This is a genomic window from Tepidimonas sp. (genome assembly GCF_046292505.1).
Lineage (GTDB): Bacteria > Pseudomonadota > Gammaproteobacteria > Burkholderiales > Burkholderiaceae_C > Tepidimonas.
Window position 1 is genome coordinate 25,570 of sequence record NZ_JBKBQX010000016.1, and the last position, 20,410, is coordinate 45,979.

The window sequence follows — 20,410 nt, forward strand, 5'->3', positions numbered from 1 at the left end:
ACAGCGGGCCGCGACCCACCACAGGCCCGGCCCCTAGAATCGGCAAAGGGTGAAATTGTCCCATGTTCACCCCAACCCTGCACACATCATGCGCTCCGACACCCCGATTGCCTGCCGCCCAGGCTGCGGCGCCTGCTGCATCGCGCCGTCGATCAGCAGCCCGATGCCTGGCCTGCCGCGCGGCAAACCGGCCGGTGTGCCCTGCCCGCATCTGGACGACGCCCGCCGCTGCCGGCTGTTCGGCCGACCGGAACGGCCCGCCGTCTGCCAGGGACTGCAACCCAGCACCGATATGTGTGGCGACGGGCCGCAGCACGCGCTGGCCTGGCTGACCCGGCTGGAACACGCCACCCGGCCCGGCGCCGAGCGGTCGTGCGGCTAGCGTGGACACCGTCAGGCCGCGTCCGCGGGCAGCCAGTTTTGTACTTCCAGCGCTGGCACGCGCTCGAATTCCGCCACGTTGTTCGTGACGAGCACCAAGCCCTCGCTGCGGGCATGTCCGGCGATGTGCAAGTCGTTGACCCCGATGGGCGTACCATTCTTTTCGAGTGCTGCCCGGATCGCGCCGTAATGCTGGGCGGCCTTGAAGCCATAGGGCAAAACCTGCAAGCGACTGCAGAAGTCCTCGATGGCCAACAGGTTTTCGTGCACGCGTTGGCTTTTCTCTGCACCATGCAGCAGCTCCGCCAAAGTAATGGCAGAGATGGCCATGCGGCCCGCGTTGGCGTTGAAGATGGGCAGCAGCCCGCGGGGGCGGCGTTTCAATACATAGATGACGATATTGGTATCCAACAGATAACGCAGCATCAGGCAGCCCCTCGCCGTCAGAGCGCTTCCCGCTGTGCCTGATGTTGGTCGGGTCGATCGGCCAGAAAATCCTCGCTGACGGGCAGTCCGTCGAGGAAGAAACTGTCCCACGTGTGCCCCACGGGCGCAATGATGCGCTCCAGCCCGTTGGCCCGAACACTCACCTTATGGACCCCTTCAGGCAGCCGCACGTCCAGCGGAATGCGAACCGCCTGGCTACGATTGGTCACGAAAACGGTCCCGATCGACATAGAAAGCCCCCTGTGTGCCATATCTTCATTGTATATCGCACCACCCGCAGGCTTGTCAAGAAGGTCAACAGAGGTGGGTGAGCAACCCAATCCGCACCCGCCCCTCATTGGATACCGGGTTTCACGTGGAACGCTCCGGCAACAGAACCGGTCAGCGCCCCTGCAATGCTTGCCATTTGTCAAGCCGCCGTCGTACAGTCGGGGGTATCGTTGGTGATTTCGTCAATCCCACAGGAGGTTTCACCATGACCCGTAACGTTGGCGGTATCGACCGCGTCCTGCGCATCGCGCTTGGCCTGGTGCTCATCGCACTGGCGGCCACGGGCACCGTCGGTCTTTGGGGCTGGATCGGCGTGGTGCCGCTGGCCACCGGCCTGATCGGCTGGTGCCCGCCCTATGCCATCTTCGGCATCAACACCTGCAAGGCGCCGCAGGATCGGTGACCCTTTCCCGGGTAGCCGATAGGCGGCCCGTTGGGCGCACCCGCTACGCCGAATGGCAGCCCATCGCCCCGGCCGCCGCCTCGCCTGACAACCGGGCGGCCAGCGCCTCCGGCGGCAGCGCCGGGGCAAACAGCCAGCCCTGATACGCGGGGCAGCGGCAGCGGCGCAGAAAGTCCAGTTGCGCGGGGTTTTCCACCCCTTCGGCGACCACGTCCCGCCGCAGGGTGCGCGCCAGCGCCAACACGCCGCGCACCAGCACGCCGTCGGTGGTGTCCTCGGGGATGTGCTGCAAGAAGGCGCGGTCGATCTTGAGCCGCTGCACCGGCAATTGCTTGAGCACCGCCAACGACGAATGCCCGGTGCCGAAATCGTCCAGTGCGATGGTCACCCCTTCGTCGGCGAGCGCGGTGAGCGTGCGGCGCGCCTGGGTGGGGTCGGTCATGGCCTGGGATTCGGTGATTTCCAGCTCCAGCAACGCGGGGGGCACCCCGTGCCCGCGCAGCACATCGCGCACCTGCGCCGCCAAACCCGGCTGGCGAAACTGCTGCGGCGACAGATTGACCGCCACGCGCAGGTGCAGGCCCTGATCGACCCAGACGCGCAGTTGGCGGCAGGCCTCGTGCAACACCCAATCCCCCAGCGGCAGGATCAGGCCGGTGGCCTCGGCCACGGGGATGAAGCGCGCCGGCGGGACGGCCCCCAACTCGGGATCGGTCCAGCGCAGCAGGGCCTCCACCCCCACCACCGCGCCGTTGCGCACATCCACTTGGGGCTGGTAATGCAGCGCCAGCCCGCCATGGCGCAGGGCGTGCTGCAGGCGGTCCGTCAACCGCGCGCGCTCGTCCATGGCGTGGGAGAGCGCCGGCGCATAGCGCGCGGGCTGCTGGCGCCCATCGGCCTTGGCGGCGTACAAGGCCAGATCGGCGTCGCGCATCAACGCATCGGCGTCCCGGGCGTCCTGCGGGCTGCAAGCCACCCCGATCGATCCGCCGACAGCCAACTGCAGGCCGTCGATGTGCATCGGCCGTGCCAGCGCCAGCAGCAGCTTGTCCGCCACGCGCAGCGCGTCGGGCGGCGAATCCACGCGCGGCAGCAGCACGGCAAATTCGTCGCCCCCCAGCCGCGCGACCACGTCGTCGGTGCGCACGGTCTCGCGCAGGCGCTGCGCCACCTGCTGCAACACGCGGTCGCCGACCGGGTGGCCATGGGTGTCGTTGATGCCCTTGAAGTCGTCCAGATCCAACAGCAGCAGCGCCGCCGTGTGGCCGTGGCGCACCGCGGCCGCCACCGCTTGACGCAGCTGCAGCATCAGGTGCCCGCGGTTGGCCAGCCCGGTCAGCACGTCGTGCGCGGCCAGGTGGCGCAGCCGCTCGGTCAGACGGCGCGTCTCGGTCACATCGCGCACGAAAGCCACCACGCAGGGCCCGTCACGCCACGTGCCCAGGCCCAGCGCGATGTCCACCGGCACCAGGGTGCCGTCGGCACGGCGCAGCGCCAAATCGTCGATCCGGCCCATCGGCCGCTCATGGGGATGCGCGAAAAACCGCTGCACCTGCCGACCGTGGCTGCTGCGCGCCGAATCGGGCAGCAGGATGTCGAGCGGCCGCTCCAACAAGCTGGACTCGGCATAACCGGTCAGGCGCAGCAGGGCCGGGTTGGCGCCAACGATGATGCCCAGGTGATCGACGACCAGAATGCCATCCGGCGCGGCATCGAACACGGCCCGCTCCAGGGGGCCAAACTCCTGTTGCAGGGCGTGTTCGGCCTGCTCGATCAGCACAGCGGGGATGCCCGGATCGTGCGCCGAGTTCGCGGATACGGGCATCGACATCGGCATGGTGCGGCGCTCCAATCAGCCGCGGGCGCCGGTGCGCCAGACGGACACGGCACCGGCCAGCCGCTCGGCCTGCGCATGCAGGCTGCGCGCGGCGCCGGAGAGCTCCTCTACCAGCGCGGCATTCTGCTGCGTGCCCTGGTCCAGCATGGCCACGGCTTCGCCGATCTGGCCGACGCCTGCCGACTGCTCGCCACTGGCGGCCGAGATGTCGTTGATGAGCTGCGCCACCCCCTTGATCTGCTCCACGATGGCGGCAATGCGCGCGCCCGCCTGCTGGGCCTGCGCGACTCCGGCCCCCACCTGCTCCACGCTGCCCTGAATGACGGTTTTGATCTCCTTGGCGGCCTCGGCGCTGCGCTGGGCGAGCGCGCGCACCTCGCCCGCGACCACGGCAAAGCCCCGCCCGGCCTCGCCGGCGCGAGCCGCCTCCACCGCGGCGTTGAGCGCCAGGATGTTGGTCTGGAACGCAATGGAGTCGATGACGGAGGTGATGTCCGCAATGCGCTGCGAGCCGGCGGCTATGCGGTCCATGGTCTGCGCCACGTCGTTCATCTCGCGCCCGCCGGCCTCGGCCGCGGCCATGGTGCGGCGGGCCAGGTCGCTGGCGGACTGGGCGTTGTCGGCGTTTTGCTGGACGGTGGAAGTGATTTGCTCCATGGAGGCGGCCGTCTCCTCCAGGCTGGCGGCGGACTGCTCGGTGCGCTGAGACAGGTCGTCGTTGCCTTGGGCAATCTGCTCGCTGGCCGCACTGACCCCGGCCACCTGGGCGGCGACGTCGTCCACCAGCGCGCGCAGATTGAGGCCGGCCTGGTTGATGGAACGCGCGAGCAAGCCGATGTCGTCCACCCGGTCGAGGGGCGGCTCGGTGTAGAGGTTGCCGGCCGCCACCGCTTGCGCGTGGGTCCGGATGGCGTGCAGCGGATGCACCATCTGCCACGACAGGAAAGCATCGGCCAGCGCCGCGCCGACCACCGCGGCGGCGCCCAGCGCCCACGCCGGCCAGCCGCCCGCCCCCAGGGCCGCCCAGGCGACGGCACCCCCCGCAGGCAGCAGCGCCGCGCCCCAGACGGCTAGCCGCACGCGGGTGGCCGTGCTGGCACACTGCAACAGCCGGCGCCCCGCAGCGAACCAGCCGGTGCGCACCACCAACCCGCGGTGGAAGGCCCAGCCGCGCGCGCGCCCCTCACGGAACGCGGCGTACAGGCGCTCGGCGGCGTCGATCTCGGCCCGCTCGGGCGCGGTGCGCACCGACAGATAGCCCACCAGTTGTCCGTCGCGCACCATGGGCGCGGCGTTGGCCCGCACCCAGTAGTGGTCGCCATTTTTGCGGCGGTTTTTGACCAACGCCGTCCAGGACACGCCAGACTGGATGGTCTTCCACATGTCGGCAAAGGCCTCGGGCGGCATGTCGGGGTGCCGCACCAGGTTGTGCGGCTGGCCCTGCAGCTCCTCGGCCGTGAAACCACTGACCGCCACGAACGCGCTGTTGGCGTAGGTGATGCGGCCCTTCGGGTCGGTGGTGGACAGCAGGGTCTGACGGCCGTCGAAGCTGTATTCACGTTGGGTGACAGGCAGATTTTGGCGCATGGAACCCCCCCGGTTTGAAATACCCAAATATATAGTCGCCCCTGAAATATTCATAACCGCATGATTTTTCTTGTGTTATTGTCTGTTTGCGAGTACAATTTCCCCCAGATTTGATGGTCTGATGCGCCGTTTTCTGGGAGTTTTGCGATGTTTGCCTGCCCCGCCACCGAGGACTTCTTCCGCGCCCGGCTCGATCAGATGATCGACCTGCGCCATCCGCTGGCGGTGTTGTCCTCACGCATGCCGTGGCAGGAGTTGGAAGCAAGGCTGTCGCACCTGTTCATGCGCAAAGCCCGCTCTGGGGTGGCCATGCCCGATCTGGACCTCTTTGGCGAATCTCCGGTGCGCGCAGCTCGGGCGTCCAACGCAGGCCGACCCCGCGTGCCGCTGCGCGTGATGATCGCGCTGCTGTATCTGAAGCACGCCTTCAACGAGTCGGACGAAGGGGTGGTCGAGCGCTGGGGCGAAACCCCCACATGGCAGTTCTTCTCGGGGCGGGCGTACTTTGAACATCGCCGGCCGTGCGACGCCACGACGCTGGTGAAGTTTCGCCGGCTGCTGGGCGAGGAGGGGGTGGAAGAACTCCTGGCGCAGACGATCAACGTGGCGGTGGAAACCGGACTCATCAAGCCGCAGGAACTCAAGCGCGTGGTGGTGGACACCACCGTACAACCCAAGGCGGTGGCCCATCCGACCGACAGCCGGCTGCTGGAGACGGCACGCACCAAGCTGGTGGAGGCGGCCAAGGCCGCCGGCATCGCCTTGAAGCAGACCTTTGCCAAGGAAGGCAAGGAGCTGGCCCGCAAGGCTGGGCGCTATGCGCACGCGCGGCAGTTTGCGCGCATGCGCCGGGTCATCAAGCGTCAGCGCACCATCGTGGCCAGGCTGCAGCGGGAGATCGAGCGCAAGGCCAGCCGCCTGGGGCAGGCCATCCAGAGCGCTCTTGGCCACACCCTCAACAAGGCAGCGCGTCTGGTGGCGCAGACTGCCAACCGAAAGACCGCCGACGGGACTCGAAAGCTCTACGCCTGGCACGCGCCGGAGGTGGAGTGCATCAACAAGGGCAAGGCCCGCTGCCCTTACGAGTTCGGCGTCAAGGTCGGCATTGCCAGCACCCTGAAGCACAGCCTCATCGTCGGAGCCCGGGCCTTCCATGGCAACCCCTACGACGGGCACACGCTGCAAGCGCAGCTGGAGCAGGCCACGATCCTGATGCAGGACAGCGGCATCAAGCCCAACACGGCCTATGCCGACTTGGGCTACCGCGGGGTGGAGGCCGACATTGCGGATGTGCGCCTGGTGCACCGCGGCAAGATCAAGCGCCTCACGCAGCAGGAGCGCAAGCTGCTCAAGCGCCGCCAGGCCATCGAGCCGGTCATCGGGCACTTGAAGCAGGATCACCGCATGGACAGGTGCCATCTCAAGGGCGAGCAGGGTGACCGGCTGCACGCGGTGCTGTGCGCGGCGGGCTACAACATCCGCTGGCTGCTGCGCATGATCGCCAACAAGGGCGTGCCCTTCTTGAGGAGAGTCTTTTTGCGCCTCATTGCGGCCGTGCGCCTCATCGGCCGGTGGCTCGCCCAGCGGCGGCCAACCGAGTCCAGTGGCGCCAACCCTGCCCAGCTGCGGCTAAGGGCGGCGTGAAAATGAATTTTTCAGGGACGACTATATAACATGTAATAGCTCTAGAAAAAGTGGGGGGGGGAATTGATATTTTGCGTGACATTTATCACGCTGGATGGCACCTCGAGCCCGGTCGCGTCAAACCCAGGTCAATACAACCCCGCGTGCCCCGGCGGCCGGGTCTTGAAGCGCCGATGCAGCCAGTGGTACTGGCCCGGGGTTTCGGCAATCCAGCGCTGCAGCTCCGCATTCATGCGGGCGGCGTCGGCCTCGTCGTTGCCGCTGGGATAGTCCGCCCAGGCGGGGCCCACCCAGACCCGATACCCCTGGGCATCCAGCCGCGCCACCACCGGGATGACCGGCGCATGCGCGGCCGCCGCCAGCCGGGGCAGCGAGGTGACCGTGGCCGCCGGCACCCCAAAAAACGGTACGAACACCGACTGCGCGGCGCCCAGGTCCATGTCGGGCAGCAGGCAGACCGCCGCCCCTTCGCGCAGCGCACGCACCACGCCACGCACCCCGTCGCGCCGCGACACGATCCGCGGGGCCCCAAACCGCCCGCGCCCACGGCGGGCCCAGGCGTCCAGTGCGGGGTGGGACTGGGGGGCGTACAGCGTGGCCCACGGGCGATCGAATGCCAGCGTCATCCGGGACCAGGCCGCGTCCAGCCCCACGAAATGCGGCACGAACAGCAGCCGGGGGCCGGGCTCGGACAGCGCGGCCCAAGCGCCCTCCAGCCGCACGCGCCGGGTAATAACCGCGGGCGGGGCATGCCACAGCCACACCCGGTCCACGAAAGCCTGGCCAAAGTGACAAAACGTCTGCCACGCCCAACGGCGGCGCTGCGCCGGGCTGGCCTGGGGAAAGCACAGCGCCAGATTGCGGCGCACCACCGCACGCCGCCGCACGGCCCCCAAATACAACACGGCGCCCAGCGCCGCGCCCGCCGCGCGCAACCACGGCAGGGGCAGCCGCGCCACCCAGCGCAACCACCAGGGGCCGGGGGCCGTCTCGATACCAGAGGGGGTGGGCGGGGTGTTCATGCGCGGGCGCATGATAGCCGCCCCGGCAGCTTCGACCGGCGCGGCCGCGCCCTGCCACGGCGGCGACAGCGGCCGCGCGACAGACGCGGCCCTCGCCAGTACCATGGCGGGCATGGAACCGACCGCCTCTTTGTCCCCCTCTTTGTTCGACCCGATCCGCGTCGGCGCCTGGACGCTGCCCAACCGCGTCGTGATGGCGCCGCTGACCCGCAACCGCGCCCCAGGCCAAGTGCCCACCGCGCTGATGGCCACCTACTACGCCCAGCGGGCCCGGCCCGACACCGGCGCGGGCCTGATCATCGCCGAGGCCACGCCGGTCTGCCCGGAAGGGCACGGCTATGCCGACACACCGGGGCTGCACACGCCGGAACAGGTGCGCGCCTGGCGCGCCGTCACCGACGCCGTGCATGCCGAGGGCGGGCACATCGTGGTGCAGCTCTGGCACGTGGGACGCATTTCGCACGTGGCGCTGCAGCCGGGTGGCCAGCCGCCGGTGGCGCCTTCGGCCATCCGCGCCGCCGCCAAGACGTATCTGGTGCAGGACGTGGACGGCCGGCGCGTGGGCGGCTTCGTCGACGTCTCCGAGCCGCGGGCGCTGCGGCTGGACGAGCTGCCCGGCATCGTCGCCGCCTACCGCCAGGCCGCCCTCAACGCCATCGAGGCCGGCTTCGACGGCATCGAAATCCACGCTGCCAACGGCTACCTGCTGGACCAGTTTTTGCGCCGGGGCAGCAACCACCGCACCGACGCCTACGGCGGCCCCATCGAGCACCGGGCGCGGCTGCTGGGGGAGGTGATGACCGCCGTGACGCAGGCCATCGGCGGCGAGCGGGTGGGCATCCGCCTGTCGCCGGTGACGCCGGCCAACGACGCCCAGGACGACGATCCGCAGCCGCTGTTCGAGTACGTGGTGCGCCAGCTCGCCCCGCTGGGTCTGGCGTATGTGCATGTGATCGAAGGCCAGACCGGGGGCGCGCGCGACTACCAGCAAGGGCCTCAGCCCTTCGACTACGCCGCGCTGCGCCGCGCCTACCGCGACGCGGGGGGAAGGGGGGCCTGGATGGTCAACAACGGCTACGACCGCGCCCTGGCCGAACAGGCCCTGGCCCAGGGCGCCGATCTGGTGGCCTTTGGCCGGCCGTTCATCGCCAACCCGGACCTCACGCGCCGCCTGCCCGAGGGCCTGCCGCTGAACCCCCTGCAGCGCGCCACGCTGTACGGCGGCGGGGCCGAGGGCTACACGGACTACCCGTTCGCCGCGTGAGCCGCGGACGATGCCACGGTCAGGGCGCCTCGGCGTAGCGCGCCCATTCCCAGTCGGTCACGGCAGCGGCCCAGGCGTCCCACTCGGCCCACTTCAGGGCCAACCACTGCTCGCACACCGCCTCGCCCACGGCGCGGCGCAGCGGGGCGTCGAGCGTCAGCGCCTCCAGCGCGGTGGCCAGGTCGCGCGGCAGGCGGTCGGGCAGCGGCACGCCCGCGCGGTGGCGGTCGTACAAATCGTCCGCGCACGGAGTCGGGGCCGGCAGCGCCTGGTCGATGCCGGACAGGCCGGCGGCAAGCGTTGCGGCCAGCGCCAGATACACATTGCAAGCGGGGTCCGGCAAGCGCCACTCCAGCCGCCCGGCCACGGCACGCAGCAGGCAGGTGCGGTTGTTGTCGCCGATCGCCTTCCACACCGGGGCCCAGGTGGTGCCCGAGGCGCTGCGCCCGGCCGCCAACCGCTTGTAGCTGTTGACGGTGGGCGCACACCACGCCGCCAACGCATCGGCGTGGTGCAGCAAGCCGGCCGCAAAGTGCGCCCCCAGCGGGCTCAGACCCAGCGGCGCCGTGGGATCGGCCATCAGCGCCCGCCCTTCGGCATCCGTCAGACTCAAGTGAAAGTGCAGCCCGCTGCCGGGGGCATTGGCCAGCGGCTTGGGCATGGTGCTGAAGACGAAGCCGTGCCGGTCCGCCACCGCATGCGCGGTGAGCTTGAAGAGCTGATAGCGGTCGGCCGCCAGCAGCGCCTCGTCGTGGCGGTAGTTGATCTCGTACTGGCCGTTGGCGTCCTCGTGGTCGATCTGCTCGATCTCGAAACCCAGCGCGCCCAACGCCGTGCGCATGTCGTCCAGAAACCCCCGCTGGCGATGGATGGCCTGCAGGTCGTAGGACGGCTTGTCGAGTCGGTCGAGGCCATCGCCCGCGCGCCAGCCGCCGTCCGGGCGGCGCTGGAGCAGAAAAAACTCGGGCTCGATGCCCACCCACGCCGTCCAACCCCGCGCGCGCAGCCGGTCCAACTGCCGGCGCAGCACCTGACGCGAGCAGGTCGCCAGCGGCTCGCCCCCCGCATAGCCGTCGCAAACGGCATGCGCCACCCCGGGCATGAAGGGCAGCGGGCGCAGGCTGTCGGGCTGCACGCGGCCAAAATACTCGCTGCGCGCCCCCAGGCGCGGCAGGCCCGTTCCCCAGATGCTGGGGCCGGCAAAACCGGCCCCCTCGCGCACCCATTTGGGCAATGCCGCCAGCGGCACGAGTTTGCCCTTGGGCGCCCCCAACAGGTCGGTGAACGTGGCCAGGATCGAGTGGATGCCCTGGGCGGACAGCCGCTCGACCGTGGCATGCAGGGCAGCGTCGCGGTCCACGATCACACCGGGCTGTCGATGCGAATCCAGGTCGTCTTGAGCTCGGTGTATTTGTCGAAGGCGTGCAGCGACTTGTCGCGCCCCACCCCGCTTTGCTTGAAGCCGCCAAACGGCACGGTGATGTCGTCCTCGTCGTACTGATTGACGTGCACCGTGCCCGCGCGCAGGGCCCGCGCCACGCCGTGCGCCTTGTTCAGGTCGCGCGTCCACACCGCCGCCTGCAGGCCGTAAACATTGGCGTTGGCTTGGCGGACCGCATCCGCCGCATCGGTGAAGGTGATCACCGACAGCACCGGGCCGAAGATCTCCTCGCGCGCGATGGTCATGTCGTTGGTCACGCCGTCGAAGATGGTCGGCTGCACATAGCAGCCGCCGGGCACCGGCTCCACGGCCTGCCCGCCGACGAGCAGCCGGGCGCCCTCGGCCTGGCCCTGCTCGATGTAGCGCAGCACGGTGTCGAGCTGGATGCGGTCCACGATCGCGCCCATGACGGTGTTCTTGTCCAGCGGATTGGCGGGCTGGTAGCGCGGCACCAGGGCCAGGGCTTTTTCCAGGAAGGCGTCCTTGATCGACGCCTCGACAAACAGACGCGAGGGGGCATTGCAGCTCTCGCCCTGGTTGAAAAAGATGCTGCCCACGGCCACCTCGACCGCGCGGTCCAGATCCGGGCAGTCGGCGAACACGATGTTGGGGGACTTGCCGCCCAGCTCGGTCCAGGCGCGCTTGAGGTTGCTCTGCCCGGCCATCACGTGGATCTGCTTGCCCACGCGCGTGCTGCCGGTAAACGCAATGCAGTCCACGTCCATGTGCAGCGCCAGCGCGCTGCCCGCCTCCGGCCCGTAGCCCGGCACGACGTTGAACACGCCCGGCGGAATGCCCGCTTCCAGCGCCAGCTCGGCCAGCCGCAGCGCCGTCAGCGGCGACTTTTCGCTGGGCTTGAGCACGACCGAATTGCCCGCGGCCAGGGCGGGCGCGATCTTCCACGCCGCCATGATCATGGGGTAGTTCCACGGCACGATGACCCCCACCACGCCGACCGGCTCGCGCGTGATCAGCGCCAGGGCCGTGTCGGGCGTCGGCGCGATCTCGTCGTACACCTTGTCCACCGCCTCGCCATACCAGCGGATGCAGTTGGCGGCGCTGTTGACGTCCACGCCCTTGGCGTAGCGCAGGGGCTTGCCCATGTCCAGCGTCTCGGTCAGCGCCAGCTCGTCGCCGTGGGCCAGGATCAGCTCCGCGAAGCGGATGAGCACGCGCTTGCGCGCCGCCGGGGGCTTGCCCGCCCAGCGCCGGTCCTCGAACGCGGCGCGCGCGGCGGCCACCGCGGCGTCGATGTCGGCGGGCCCGCCGCGCGCCACGGCCGTCAGCAGCCGGCCATCCACGGGCGAGTGGCAGTCGAAGGTGCGGCCATCGGCCGCCTCGACGCGGCGACCGTCGATGAAGGCGCGGCCGTCGAAAGAGAGCTGCATGTCGACAAGGCTCATGGTCACGGATCTCCTTGGGGGGCGCCGGCCACGGACACACACCGCACACACCGCCCTGTTCGGCAACCATCTTAGCCCCACGACACCGGCCGTCGTGCGTCCACTGGTTCACCGGCTCGGGGGGCCAGTTGGCGCCGCATGCCGCGGCGCACGGTCGGCCCCTTTCTCAAGTGCCGCAGAAGGTGACGTAGCGCCTGGCCCACTCGCGCGGGGCCGGCTCGGCCAGACGCGGGTCGGCGGGCTCGTCGAAGGGACGCTGCAGCGCGGCGTGCAGCGCGCGCCACGGGCCCAGGTCACCCTGGTGCGCGGCGGCCAGCGCCTCTTCCACGCGCAGGTTGCGCGGGATCACCACCGGGTTGGCGCGGCGCAGCGCGGCGGCCAGCTGCTGCGCCGGCACCCCCGTGCGCGCCAGCCGCTCACGCCAGCGGGTCAGCCACCCGTCCAGCGCCGCCGGCTCGCGCAGCAGCGGCGCCAGTCCCGCGCGGGCCGCGGCCTGCACCGCCGCATCGCCCTCGTCCACGGCGGCGGCCACCTCCGCGAGCCGCCGGTGCGCCAGCGTCCAGTCCGCCTCCTGCGCCTGCAGCCACGCCTGCCAGTCGGCGATCAGCGCGTCATCCTCGGCCGCCCAGGCGTCGTCCGGCCCCCCGTCCACCAGCCACGCCCACGGGCCCTCGGCGGGGGCCGCCCCGGGCGGCGCCAGCCCCAGCTTGGCGCGCATGGCCGCGCGCCAGGCGCGCTGCCATGCCGGCGTGAAGCCGCGCACCGCCTCGGTGGCCAGTACCACGGCCTGTTCGTCGTCGGCGTGCAGCAGCGGAAGCACCGTCTCGGCCAGCCGCGCCAGGTTCCACGCCGCGATGCGCGGCTGGTTGCCCCAGGCGTAGCGCCCGCCGTGATCGATCGAACTGTGCACGGTGGCGGGATCGAACCCCTCCATGAACGCGCACGGGCCGTAGTCGATCGTCTCGCCGCCGAGGGCCATGTTGTCGGTGTTCATGACACCGTGGATGAAGCCCACCGCCATCCACTGCGCCACCAGGCGCGCCTGCCGCGCCACCACCGCGCGCAGCCACGCCAGCGCCACGTCGGCGGGCACCTCGGGCACCCCGCCATCGGGCACCGGCGGCAGCGCCGCGGCCAGATCGGGGTCGTGGCGCCGCAGCGCGAACGCCAGCAGCCGGCGCTGCAGCGCGCCGTCGCCGTGCGCCGCCACCCACTGGAAGGTGCCGACGCGCAGGTGGCTCGCGGCCACGCGCACCAGCAGCGCGCCGGGCAGCGGCTCGCCGTCGCGCCAGACGGTCTGGCCGGTGGCCAGCACCGCCAGCGCGCGCGTGGTCGGGATGCCCAGCGCGTGCATCGCCGCGCTGACGAGCGCCTCGCGCAGCATCGGCCCGAGCGCCGCAAGCCCGTCGCCGCCGCGCGCCAGCGGCGTCGGCCCGCTGCCCTTGAGCGCCACGTCCACCCGACGCGGCCCGGCGGGCGTGGCCAGCTCGGCCTCGCCGAGCAGCAGCGCGCGCCCGTCGCCCAACTGCGGCGCCCAGCCGCCGAACTGATGCCCGGCGTACCTCTGCGCCACCGGCCGCGCGCCCGGTGGCAGGGCCTGCCCGGCAAGGAACGCCAGGCCGTCCGCGCCGCGCAGCCACGCCGGCGACCAGCCCAGCGCCTGCGCCAGCGGCTCGTCGAGCGTCAGCAGCGCGGCGGCCGACCAGCGCCGCGCGGACCACGGGACGGCCAACTCCGGCAGCGCGGTGGCGAAGTCGGCGCCCAGCGACGGCGGGACGCTCGGACGCGGGTCGGGGCCGGCGTCGCGGGTGGCCAGCAGCGCGGGGGCGGGACGCGGATCGTTCATGGTGCGTCAGCGTAGCGGCGCGCGCGCCGCTGCGCCGACGCCGCCGTGCTTCACCCCTTGAGGGCCGCGGCCATTTCGCGCTCGCGCCGGCGCGTGGCGCGCGCCACCCACACGGCGTAGCTGACGATGACGGTGGTGACGACGACGATCAGGATGGTCGCGGCGGCGTAGATGGTGGGGTTGATGCCGCGGCGCGCGTAGGTAAAGATCACCTGCGGCAGCGTGTTGACGCCGGGGCCGGAGAGGAATTCGGAGATCACCACGTCGTCGAACGACAGCGTGAACGACAGCAAAAACGCCGCCAGCACCGCCTGCGCGATGTTGGGCAGCGTCACCAGGAAAAACACCTGGTGCGGCCGCGCGCCGAGGTCCATCGCCGCCTCCTCGATGCGGCGGTCCATCTCCAGCAGGCGCGACTGCACCACCACCATCGCGTAGGCCATGCCCATCAGCGTGTGGCCGAGGATGATCGTCAGCATCCCACGCTGCGGCCAGCCGAAGACGTTTTGCGCCCCCACCATCAGCAGCAGCAGCGACAGGCCGATGATGACCTCCGGCATCACCAGCGGCGCGTTGACCATGCCCGAGAACACGGTGCGCCCCCAGAAGCGCCGGTAGCGCACCAGCACGAAGGCGGCGAACGTGCCCAGCACCGCCGACAGCACGCCGGTGGTCAGCGCGACCTTCAACGACACGAAAAAGCCGTTGACGATCTTGGTGTCGTCCAGCAGCGCCTGGTACCAGCGCAGCGAAAAGCCGGTGAACACCGCGTCCTGCCGCGTGCTGTTGAACGAGAACACGATCATGAACACGAGCGGCGCGTACAGGAACACGTAGACCAGCAGCAGCCAGCCCTTGCCGAAGTGGCGGGTGAGGATGTTGCCCATGGTGCGGCCCTCCGGTCCTCAGGACTGCGCCGCGGCGCGCTCGCCGCTGTAGCGGTAGTAGATGGCCAGCGGCACGACGATCAGCCCGATCATGACCACGGCGAGGGCCGCGGCGCGCGGCCAGTTGTTGGCGGCAAACATCTCGTCCCACACCACGCGGCCGATCATGAGGTTTTCCGGGCCGCCCAGCAGCGAAGGGATGACGAACTCGCCCACCGAAGGGATGAACACCAGCATGAAGCCAGCGATGATGCCGGCCTTGGACAGCGGCACCGTCACCAGCCAGAAGGCGCGCCAGGGTGTAGCGCCGAGGTCGTAGGCCGCCTCGAGCAGCCGCCAGTCGAGCTTGACCAGGTTGGCGTACAGCGGCAGCACCATGAACGGCAGATAGACGTAGGTCATCCCCACCAGCATCGAGACGTTGGTGTAGAGCAGGTGCAGCGGCTCGTCGATGACGCCGAGCGCCATCAACAGGCGGTTGAGGATGCCGGCGTCGGCGAGTATCCCCTTCCACGCGTAAACGCGCAGCAAAAACGAGGTCCAAAACGGCAGCATCACCATCAGCAGCAGCGCCGGGCGCACCGAGGCCGGGCTGCGCGCGATGAAGTAGGCGAACGGATAGCCGATGACCAGGCACAGCGTGGCGGTGATGGCCGCATACAGCAGCGAGCGGACATAGGCCTCGATGTAGAGCGTCTGGAACAGCGGGCCGTCCCACTCGGCCTTGAAAATGGTCCAGTAGTTCTCGTACTTCAGGCGCAGCACGCCGGCCGTGGCATCCCACAAGGGCTGGAACGGATCGATCCCCGTGCCCATGTCCACGAAGCTGATGTACAGCAGAATCAGGAAGGGCAGGAAGAAGAACACCGTCAGCCAACCGAACGGCACGGCGATGACGAAGCGGCGTCCCGGCACGGACAGCAGCGACGAGGCGGGGTTTCGGGCCATGGCGGTTCTCCGGGCGGGTGCCCTCAGTCGCGCAGCACGACACCGGCGGTGTCGCTCCACCAGAACCAGACTTCGTCGTCCCAGGTGATGTCCGACAGGTCGTGGCGCGAGGTGTTGGCCTCGGTGATGCGCACCTTCTTGCCCGCGGCCGTGACGACGATGTAGCTGTTGTAGGAGCCGAAGTAGGCGATCTCCTTGACCCGACCTTGGAACAGGTTGCACGGCACGTCGTCGGGGCGCTGCTTGGCGATCTCGATCTTCTCCGGCCGCACGGCCACGCACAGCGGCATGCCGACGGTGCCCGTGGTGCCGTGGCCGACATGGATGTCGCCCAGCGGCGTGGTGACGGCGCAGTGGTCCGGCTCGTCGACGCTGAGGGTGCCGTCGAACAGATTGACACTGCCGATGAAGTCCGCCACGAACCGGTTGGCCGGGAATTCGTACATCTCTTGCGGCGTGCCGACCTGCAGCACGCGGCCCTTGCTCATGACGGCGATGCGGCTGGCCATGGTCATCGCCTCTTCCTGGTCGTGCGTCACCATCACGCAGGTCACGCCGACCTGCTCGATGATGTTGACCAGCTCGAACTGCGTCTGCTCGCGCAGCTTCTTGTCCAGCGCGCCCAGCGGCTCGTCCAGCAGCAGCAGTTTGGGCCGCTTGGCCAGGCTGCGCGCCAGCGCCACGCGCTGCTGCTGCCCGCCCGAGAGTTGGTGCGGCTTGCGCCGCGCGTACGGCGTGAGCTGCACCAGCGCCAGCATGTCGTCCACGCGCTTGGCGATCTCGGCCTTGGGCAGGCCCTCGCGCTTGAGACCAAACGCGATGTTCTCCCAGATGTCCAGGTGCGGAAAGAGCGCATAGCTCTGGAACATCATGTTGACCGGCCGCTCGTACGGCGGCAGGCCCGCCACGTCCTGCCCGCCGAGCAGGATGCGGCCCGAGGTCGGCGTCTCGAAACCCGCCAGCATGCGCAACAGGGTGGACTTGCCACACCCCGAGCTGCCCAACAGGGCAAAAATCTCGCCCTTGCGCACCGACAGCGACACCTCGTCGACCGCCACCGCCTCGTCAAAGCGTTTGACGAGTTTCTCGGTGACCAGATAGTTCTCCTGCTCGCCTGGAGCACGGGGAGCTTCAGCCATGACGGATCACACTCCTGCAGGTCGGCCGGGGCCGACGGACAAATAAAACGGGCTGTTCATACACGGTGGCACGAACAGCCCGGGCTCATCGGCGGTGCGGGAGGACACCGCCTGGCATCACTTGCCGCGCTTGAACGCGTTGTAGGCCGAAGCCATGGCCTCGCGCGCCTCGTTGGTGTAGCTGCTCGGCTGGATCAGCTTGGGCATGTAGTCGGCCGGCGGGAAGATCGACGGGTTGTTGACCACCTCGGGCTTGATCTGGTCCTTGCCCTGGGTGTTGCCGGCGTTGTAGCCCATCTCGTTGGCCATCGCGGCGGCGTTCTCCGGCTTGAGGAAGAAGTTGATGAACGCGTGCGCGTTGTTCGGGTGCTTGGCGTCCTTCAGGATCGCCATCGTGTCGAAGAACGCCAGCGCGCCGGTGGAGGGCAGCAGCGCGACGATTTCGTCCTTGGAGCCGGTCTCGGCGGCGCGAGCGGCGGCAATGTTGATGTCGCCAGCCCAGCCGATGACCGCGCAGGCCTTGCCGCTGGCGACGTCATCGATCATCGTCGAGCTGAAGATGCGGATGTCTTTGCGCACCTTCAGCAGCATGTCCACCGCCGCCTTGTAGTCGGCCGGGTCGTTGGAGTAGGCGTCCTTGCCGGTGTAGTGCAGCGCCACGGGGATGATCTCGGTCGGCGAATCGAGGTAGGCGATGCCGCAGCTCTTGACCTTGGCGGTGTACTTGGGGTCGAACACCAGGTCCCAGGCGTTGTCGGGCATGGGCATGTTGCCCAGCGCCTTGGTGAGTTTGGTCTTGTTGATGCCGACGGTGGTGAAGCTCCACGCCCAGGGCACGAGGTGCTGATTGCCCGGATCCACCTTGTCCAGCACTTTCATGACGCCGGCGTCGAGGTTGCCGTAATTGGGGATCTTGGCCTTGTCCAGCGGCTGGAACAGGCCAGCCTCGATTTGCGGCTTGGCGAACACGCTGCCCGGCACGACGATGTCGTAGCCGGTGTTGCCGGCCACCAGCTTGGCGTGCAAGGCTTCGTTGGTTTCGAAGGTGTCGTAGTTGACCTTGATGCCGGTTTCCTTCTCGAAGGCCTCCAGCATGCCCTCGGGGATGTAGTCGGGCCAGTTGTAGATGTTGAGCACCTTCTCGTCGTCCAGCACCGGGCCGGCGGGGGCCTGGGCGAAGGCAGGGGCCGGTGCGGGGGCGGGTTGGGCGACGGGTTCTTCCTTCTTGCCGCAGCCGGCGACGAACGCGGCGGCCAGGGCCAAGGCCAACAAGCGCTTCTTCATGTCCACACTCCTGTCGAGAGTTTGAGGGGTAAACGGAGAACGATTGCCAAGCAACAAACAGGCCGGTGCGGACTTGGCCCACCACGACGCCCCTGAATGCTCGCGTGGGATTCTAGGGCACCCCCCGCTCAGGTTTTGCCCTGCCGTCGCAAATCTGCCAGCGTGGCGTCGAGCGCGGTGCGAATGAGGCGGATCATCTCGTCGATATCGGCACGGGTCATGACCAGCGGCGGGGCGATGATCATGCGGTCACCGACGGCGCGCATGACGACACCGCTGTCGAAGCAGTGGCCGCGGCAGGTCATGCCCACGGCCCACTCCTCGGGGAAGCGCGCCAACGTCGCCTTGTCCCGCACCAAAATGAGCCCCGCCACCAGGCCGCAGGTCTCGGCCACGCCCACCAGCGGATGGTCGGTCAGCTCGGCAAAGCGCTGCGCCAGGTACGGGCCGGTGTCCTCGCGCACGCGCTGCGGCAGCGCCTCGGCGGCCATGAGGTCCAGATTGGCCAGCGCCACCGCGCACGCGACCGGGTGGCCGCTGTAGGTGTAGCCGTGGGTGAACTCGCCGCCGCTGTGCAGCACGCGGGCGATGCGCTCGTTGACCAGCACCCCCCCCAGCGGGATGTAGCCGCTGGTCACCGCCTTGGCAAACGTCACGAGGTCGGGTTTGCTGCCAAAACGCTCATAGGCAAACCAGTGACCCAAGCGGCCAAAGGCGCAGATCACCTCGTCGGAGATGAGCAGGATGCCGTAGCGGTCGACGATGCGCTGGATTTCGGGCCAGTAGGTCTCGGGCGGGATGATGACGCCGCCGGCGCCTTGCACCGGCTCGGCGATGAAGGCCGCGACCTTGTCCGGGCCGACCTCGAGGATCTTGTCCTCCAGCCAGCGGGCGGCGCGCACGCCAAACTCGGCGGGCGTCTCGCCCGGCTCGCGCAGATCCCAGTAGTAAGGCTGCTGGATGTGGACGATGCCGGGGATGGGCAGGTCGCCCTGTTCGTGCATGCCCCCCATGCCGCCGAGCGACGCCGCAGCGACGGTGGAGCCGTGGTAGGCGTTCCAGCGGCTGATGATGACCTTGCGCTGCGGCTGGCCCATCAGATCCCAGTAGCGGCGCACCAGACGCACATTGGTGTCGTTGGCTTCCGAGCCGCTGCTGGTGAAAAAGACATGCGAAAACCGCCGCCCGTCCACCGGCGGGGCCAGTTCGGACAGCCGCGCCGCCAGCCGCACCGCCGGCTCGGTGGTGGTCTGGAAAAAGGTGTTGTAGAAGGGCAGCTCCAGCATCTGGCGGTAGGCGGCCTCGGCCAGCGGGCGCCGGCCGTAGCCCGCGTTGACGCACCACAGGCCGCTCATGCCGTCCAGGATGCGGTGGCCCTCGGAGTCCCAGATGTAGATGCCCTCGGCGCGGGTGATCACGCGCGCGCCCTTGGCCGCCAGCGCCTGGTGGTCGGTGAAGGGGTGCAAAAAGTGCGCGCTGTCCAGCGCCTGCAGCTCGCGGGTGTGCGCGCTGGGCTGGGGCAGGCGGTCGGCGGGGGCGTTCATGGGTGGACTCCTCGGGACGGTCGGTGCGGTCAGACGTGCAGCAGCAGGTGCTCACGCTCCCAGGGCGAGATCACTTTCATGAACTCCTCGAACTCGAGTTCCTTGATCTCGGTGTAAATCGTGATGAACTCCTCGCCGAGCACATGGTGCAGGTCGGGCTCGCGGCGCAGCCAGTCCAGCGCCTCGCCCAAACTGCGCGGCAGCGCATAGGCCGAGAGGTAGGCATCGCCGCGCATCTCGGGCTTGGGCTTGATCTTGTTGACGAGGCCGAGGTAGCCGCAGGCCAGCGTCATGGCCATGGCGACGTAGGGGTTGGCGTCGGCGCCGATGACGCGGTTTTCGATGCGGCGCGCCTGCGGCGGCGCGATCGGCGAGCGGATGCCGACCGTGCGGTTGTCGTGGCCCCACTCGATGTTGATCGGCGCGGCGGTGTGGCGCGCCAGCCGCCGGTAGCTGTTGACGTAGGGGGCCACCAGCGCCATCGCGGCCGGGATGTAGCGCTGCAGCCCGCCGATGTAGTGTCCGAAGGCCTCGGACGGCGAGCCGTCCTCGTTGCTGAAAATGTTGCGCCCGGTGGCCTTGTCCACGATGCTTTGGTGGATGTGCATCGCGCTGCCCGGCTCGCCCGCGATCGGCTTGGCCATGAAGGTGGCGTACATGTCGTGGCGCAGGGCGGCCTCGCGCACGGTGCGCTTGAACAGGAACACCTCGTCCGCCAGCGCCAGCGGGTGGGAGTGGAAGAAGTTGATCTCCATCTGCCCGGCGCCGACCTCGTGGATCAGGGTGTCGACGTTGAGCTCCATCTTGTCGCAGTAGTCGTAGATCTCCTCGAACAGGGGATCGAACTCGTTGACCGCGTCGATGGAGTAGGCCTGGCGCGAGGTTTCGGCGCGTCCGCTGCGGCCGATGGGCGGGTGCAGCAGGGTGTTGGGGTCGGTGTTGCGCGCGGTGAGGTAGAACTCCAGCTCGGGCGCGACGACCGGCTCCAGGCCCATCGCCTCGTACAGGCCCGGTGCTGATCATGTGCTTCGTCGTGGTGGTGATCGGCGGCATCGGCTCGGTG

17 protein-coding genes and 1 pseudogene are annotated in these 20,410 nt (G+C 69.2%); 4 read left to right on the forward strand and 14 right to left on the reverse strand.

The genetic code is table 11. The features are described from left to right. Positions 1–88 precede the first annotated feature (88 nt). Positions 89–382, forward strand: a complete 294-nt coding sequence (locus ACK4TH_RS08190; protein ID WP_409624898.1) for a YkgJ family cysteine cluster protein — start codon at positions 89–91, stop codon at positions 380–382. Positions 383–393: 11 nt separating this feature from the next. On the opposite strand, the gene vapC is transcribed toward ACK4TH_RS08190, so the two are convergent. Together vapC and vapB are read right to left on the reverse strand one after the other, a co-directional pair. Next, positions 394–807, reverse strand: a complete 414-nt coding sequence (vapC, locus tag ACK4TH_RS08195; protein WP_068608044.1) for a type II toxin-antitoxin system tRNA(fMet)-specific endonuclease VapC — start codon at positions 805–807, stop codon at positions 394–396. A 17-nt stretch (positions 808–824) separates the two neighbouring features. Next, a complete protein-coding gene (gene vapB / locus ACK4TH_RS08200) occupies positions 825–1,058 on the reverse strand; it encodes a type II toxin-antitoxin system VapB family antitoxin (RefSeq protein ID WP_409624902.1) in 234 nt (77 codons plus the stop codon). A 245-nt stretch (positions 1,059–1,303) separates the two neighbouring features. Between vapB and ACK4TH_RS08205 the strand changes: the two genes are divergently transcribed. Beyond that, positions 1,304–1,501, forward strand: coding sequence for a DUF2892 domain-containing protein (locus tag ACK4TH_RS08205; RefSeq protein ID WP_409624905.1), 198 nt, complete (start codon positions 1,304–1,306; stop codon positions 1,499–1,501). A 43-nt stretch (positions 1,502–1,544) separates the two neighbouring features. Here ACK4TH_RS08205 and ACK4TH_RS08210 read toward each other — a convergent pair whose 3' ends face one another. Next, complete coding sequence (locus ACK4TH_RS08210) at positions 1,545–3,326, reverse strand: putative bifunctional diguanylate cyclase/phosphodiesterase (RefSeq protein WP_409624908.1); 1,782 nt, start codon at positions 3,324–3,326, stop codon at positions 1,545–1,547. Positions 3,327–3,353: 27 nt separating this feature from the next. After that, positions 3,354–4,925 (reverse strand): methyl-accepting chemotaxis protein, encoded by a 1,572-nt coding sequence (locus tag ACK4TH_RS08215; RefSeq protein WP_409624911.1) that lies wholly within the window; start codon positions 4,923–4,925, stop codon positions 3,354–3,356. 147 nt (positions 4,926–5,072) lie between these two features. On the opposite strand from ACK4TH_RS08215, the gene ACK4TH_RS08220 reads away from it, so the two are divergent. Continuing rightward, the gene (locus ACK4TH_RS08220) at positions 5,073–6,569 is read left to right on the forward strand and encodes an IS5 family transposase (RefSeq protein WP_409624913.1); all 1,497 of its coding nucleotides are present in this window, start codon (positions 5,073–5,075) and stop codon (positions 6,567–6,569) included. Positions 6,570–6,697: 128 nt separating this feature from the next. Here ACK4TH_RS08220 and ACK4TH_RS08225 read toward each other — a convergent pair whose 3' ends face one another. Further along, positions 6,698–7,591 carry a lysophospholipid acyltransferase family protein gene (locus ACK4TH_RS08225; RefSeq protein ID WP_409624916.1) on the reverse strand — a complete coding sequence of 298 codons (894 nt, stop codon included), beginning with the start codon at positions 7,589–7,591 and terminating at the stop codon, positions 6,698–6,700. A gap of 112 nt (positions 7,592–7,703) precedes the next feature. On the opposite strand from ACK4TH_RS08225, the gene ACK4TH_RS08230 reads away from it, so the two are divergent. Beyond that, a complete protein-coding gene (locus tag ACK4TH_RS08230; protein WP_409624919.1) occupies positions 7,704–8,855 on the forward strand; it encodes an alkene reductase in 1,152 nt (383 codons plus the stop codon). Positions 8,856–8,874: 19 nt separating this feature from the next. On the opposite strand, the gene ACK4TH_RS08235 is transcribed toward ACK4TH_RS08230, so the two are convergent. The 9 genes and pseudogenes from ACK4TH_RS08235 to ACK4TH_RS08275 form a co-directional block, all read right to left on the reverse strand. After that, positions 8,875–10,215, reverse strand: coding sequence for a type III glutamate--ammonia ligase (locus tag ACK4TH_RS08235; protein WP_409624922.1), 1,341 nt, complete (start codon positions 10,213–10,215; stop codon positions 8,875–8,877). A gap of 2 nt (positions 10,216–10,217) precedes the next feature. Beyond that, positions 10,218–11,699, reverse strand: a complete 1,482-nt coding sequence (locus ACK4TH_RS08240) for an aldehyde dehydrogenase (protein WP_409624925.1) — start codon at positions 11,697–11,699, stop codon at positions 10,218–10,220. Positions 11,700–11,865: 166 nt separating this feature from the next. After that, on the reverse strand, positions 11,866–13,545 hold the full coding sequence (locus ACK4TH_RS08245) for a protein adenylyltransferase SelO (RefSeq protein ID WP_409624929.1): 1,680 nt from the start codon (positions 13,543–13,545) through the stop codon (positions 11,866–11,868). A 50-nt stretch (positions 13,546–13,595) separates the two neighbouring features. Next, on the reverse strand, positions 13,596–14,432 hold the full coding sequence (locus ACK4TH_RS08250) for an ABC transporter permease (RefSeq protein ID WP_409624932.1): 837 nt from the start codon (positions 14,430–14,432) through the stop codon (positions 13,596–13,598). An 18-nt stretch (positions 14,433–14,450) separates the two neighbouring features. Next, positions 14,451–15,380, reverse strand: coding sequence for an ABC transporter permease (locus ACK4TH_RS08255; RefSeq protein ID WP_409624935.1), 930 nt, complete (start codon positions 15,378–15,380; stop codon positions 14,451–14,453). A gap of 23 nt (positions 15,381–15,403) precedes the next feature. Further along, complete coding sequence (locus tag ACK4TH_RS08260; RefSeq protein ID WP_409624938.1) at positions 15,404–16,519, reverse strand: ABC transporter ATP-binding protein; 1,116 nt, start codon at positions 16,517–16,519, stop codon at positions 15,404–15,406. Positions 16,520–16,636: 117 nt separating this feature from the next. After that, entirely contained in the window at positions 16,637–17,803 is a 1,167-nt protein-coding gene (locus ACK4TH_RS08265) for an extracellular solute-binding protein (RefSeq protein WP_409624941.1), read from the reverse strand. 128 nt (positions 17,804–17,931) lie between these two features. Next, the gene (locus ACK4TH_RS08270) at positions 17,932–19,347 is read right to left on the reverse strand and encodes an aspartate aminotransferase family protein (protein WP_409624944.1); all 1,416 of its coding nucleotides are present in this window, start codon (positions 19,345–19,347) and stop codon (positions 17,932–17,934) included. 29 nt (positions 19,348–19,376) lie between these two features. Further along, positions 19,377–20,354 (reverse strand): annotated as a pseudogene (locus tag ACK4TH_RS08275) (glutamine synthetase family protein); the annotation flags it as partial. Positions 20,355–20,410 lie beyond the last annotated feature (56 nt).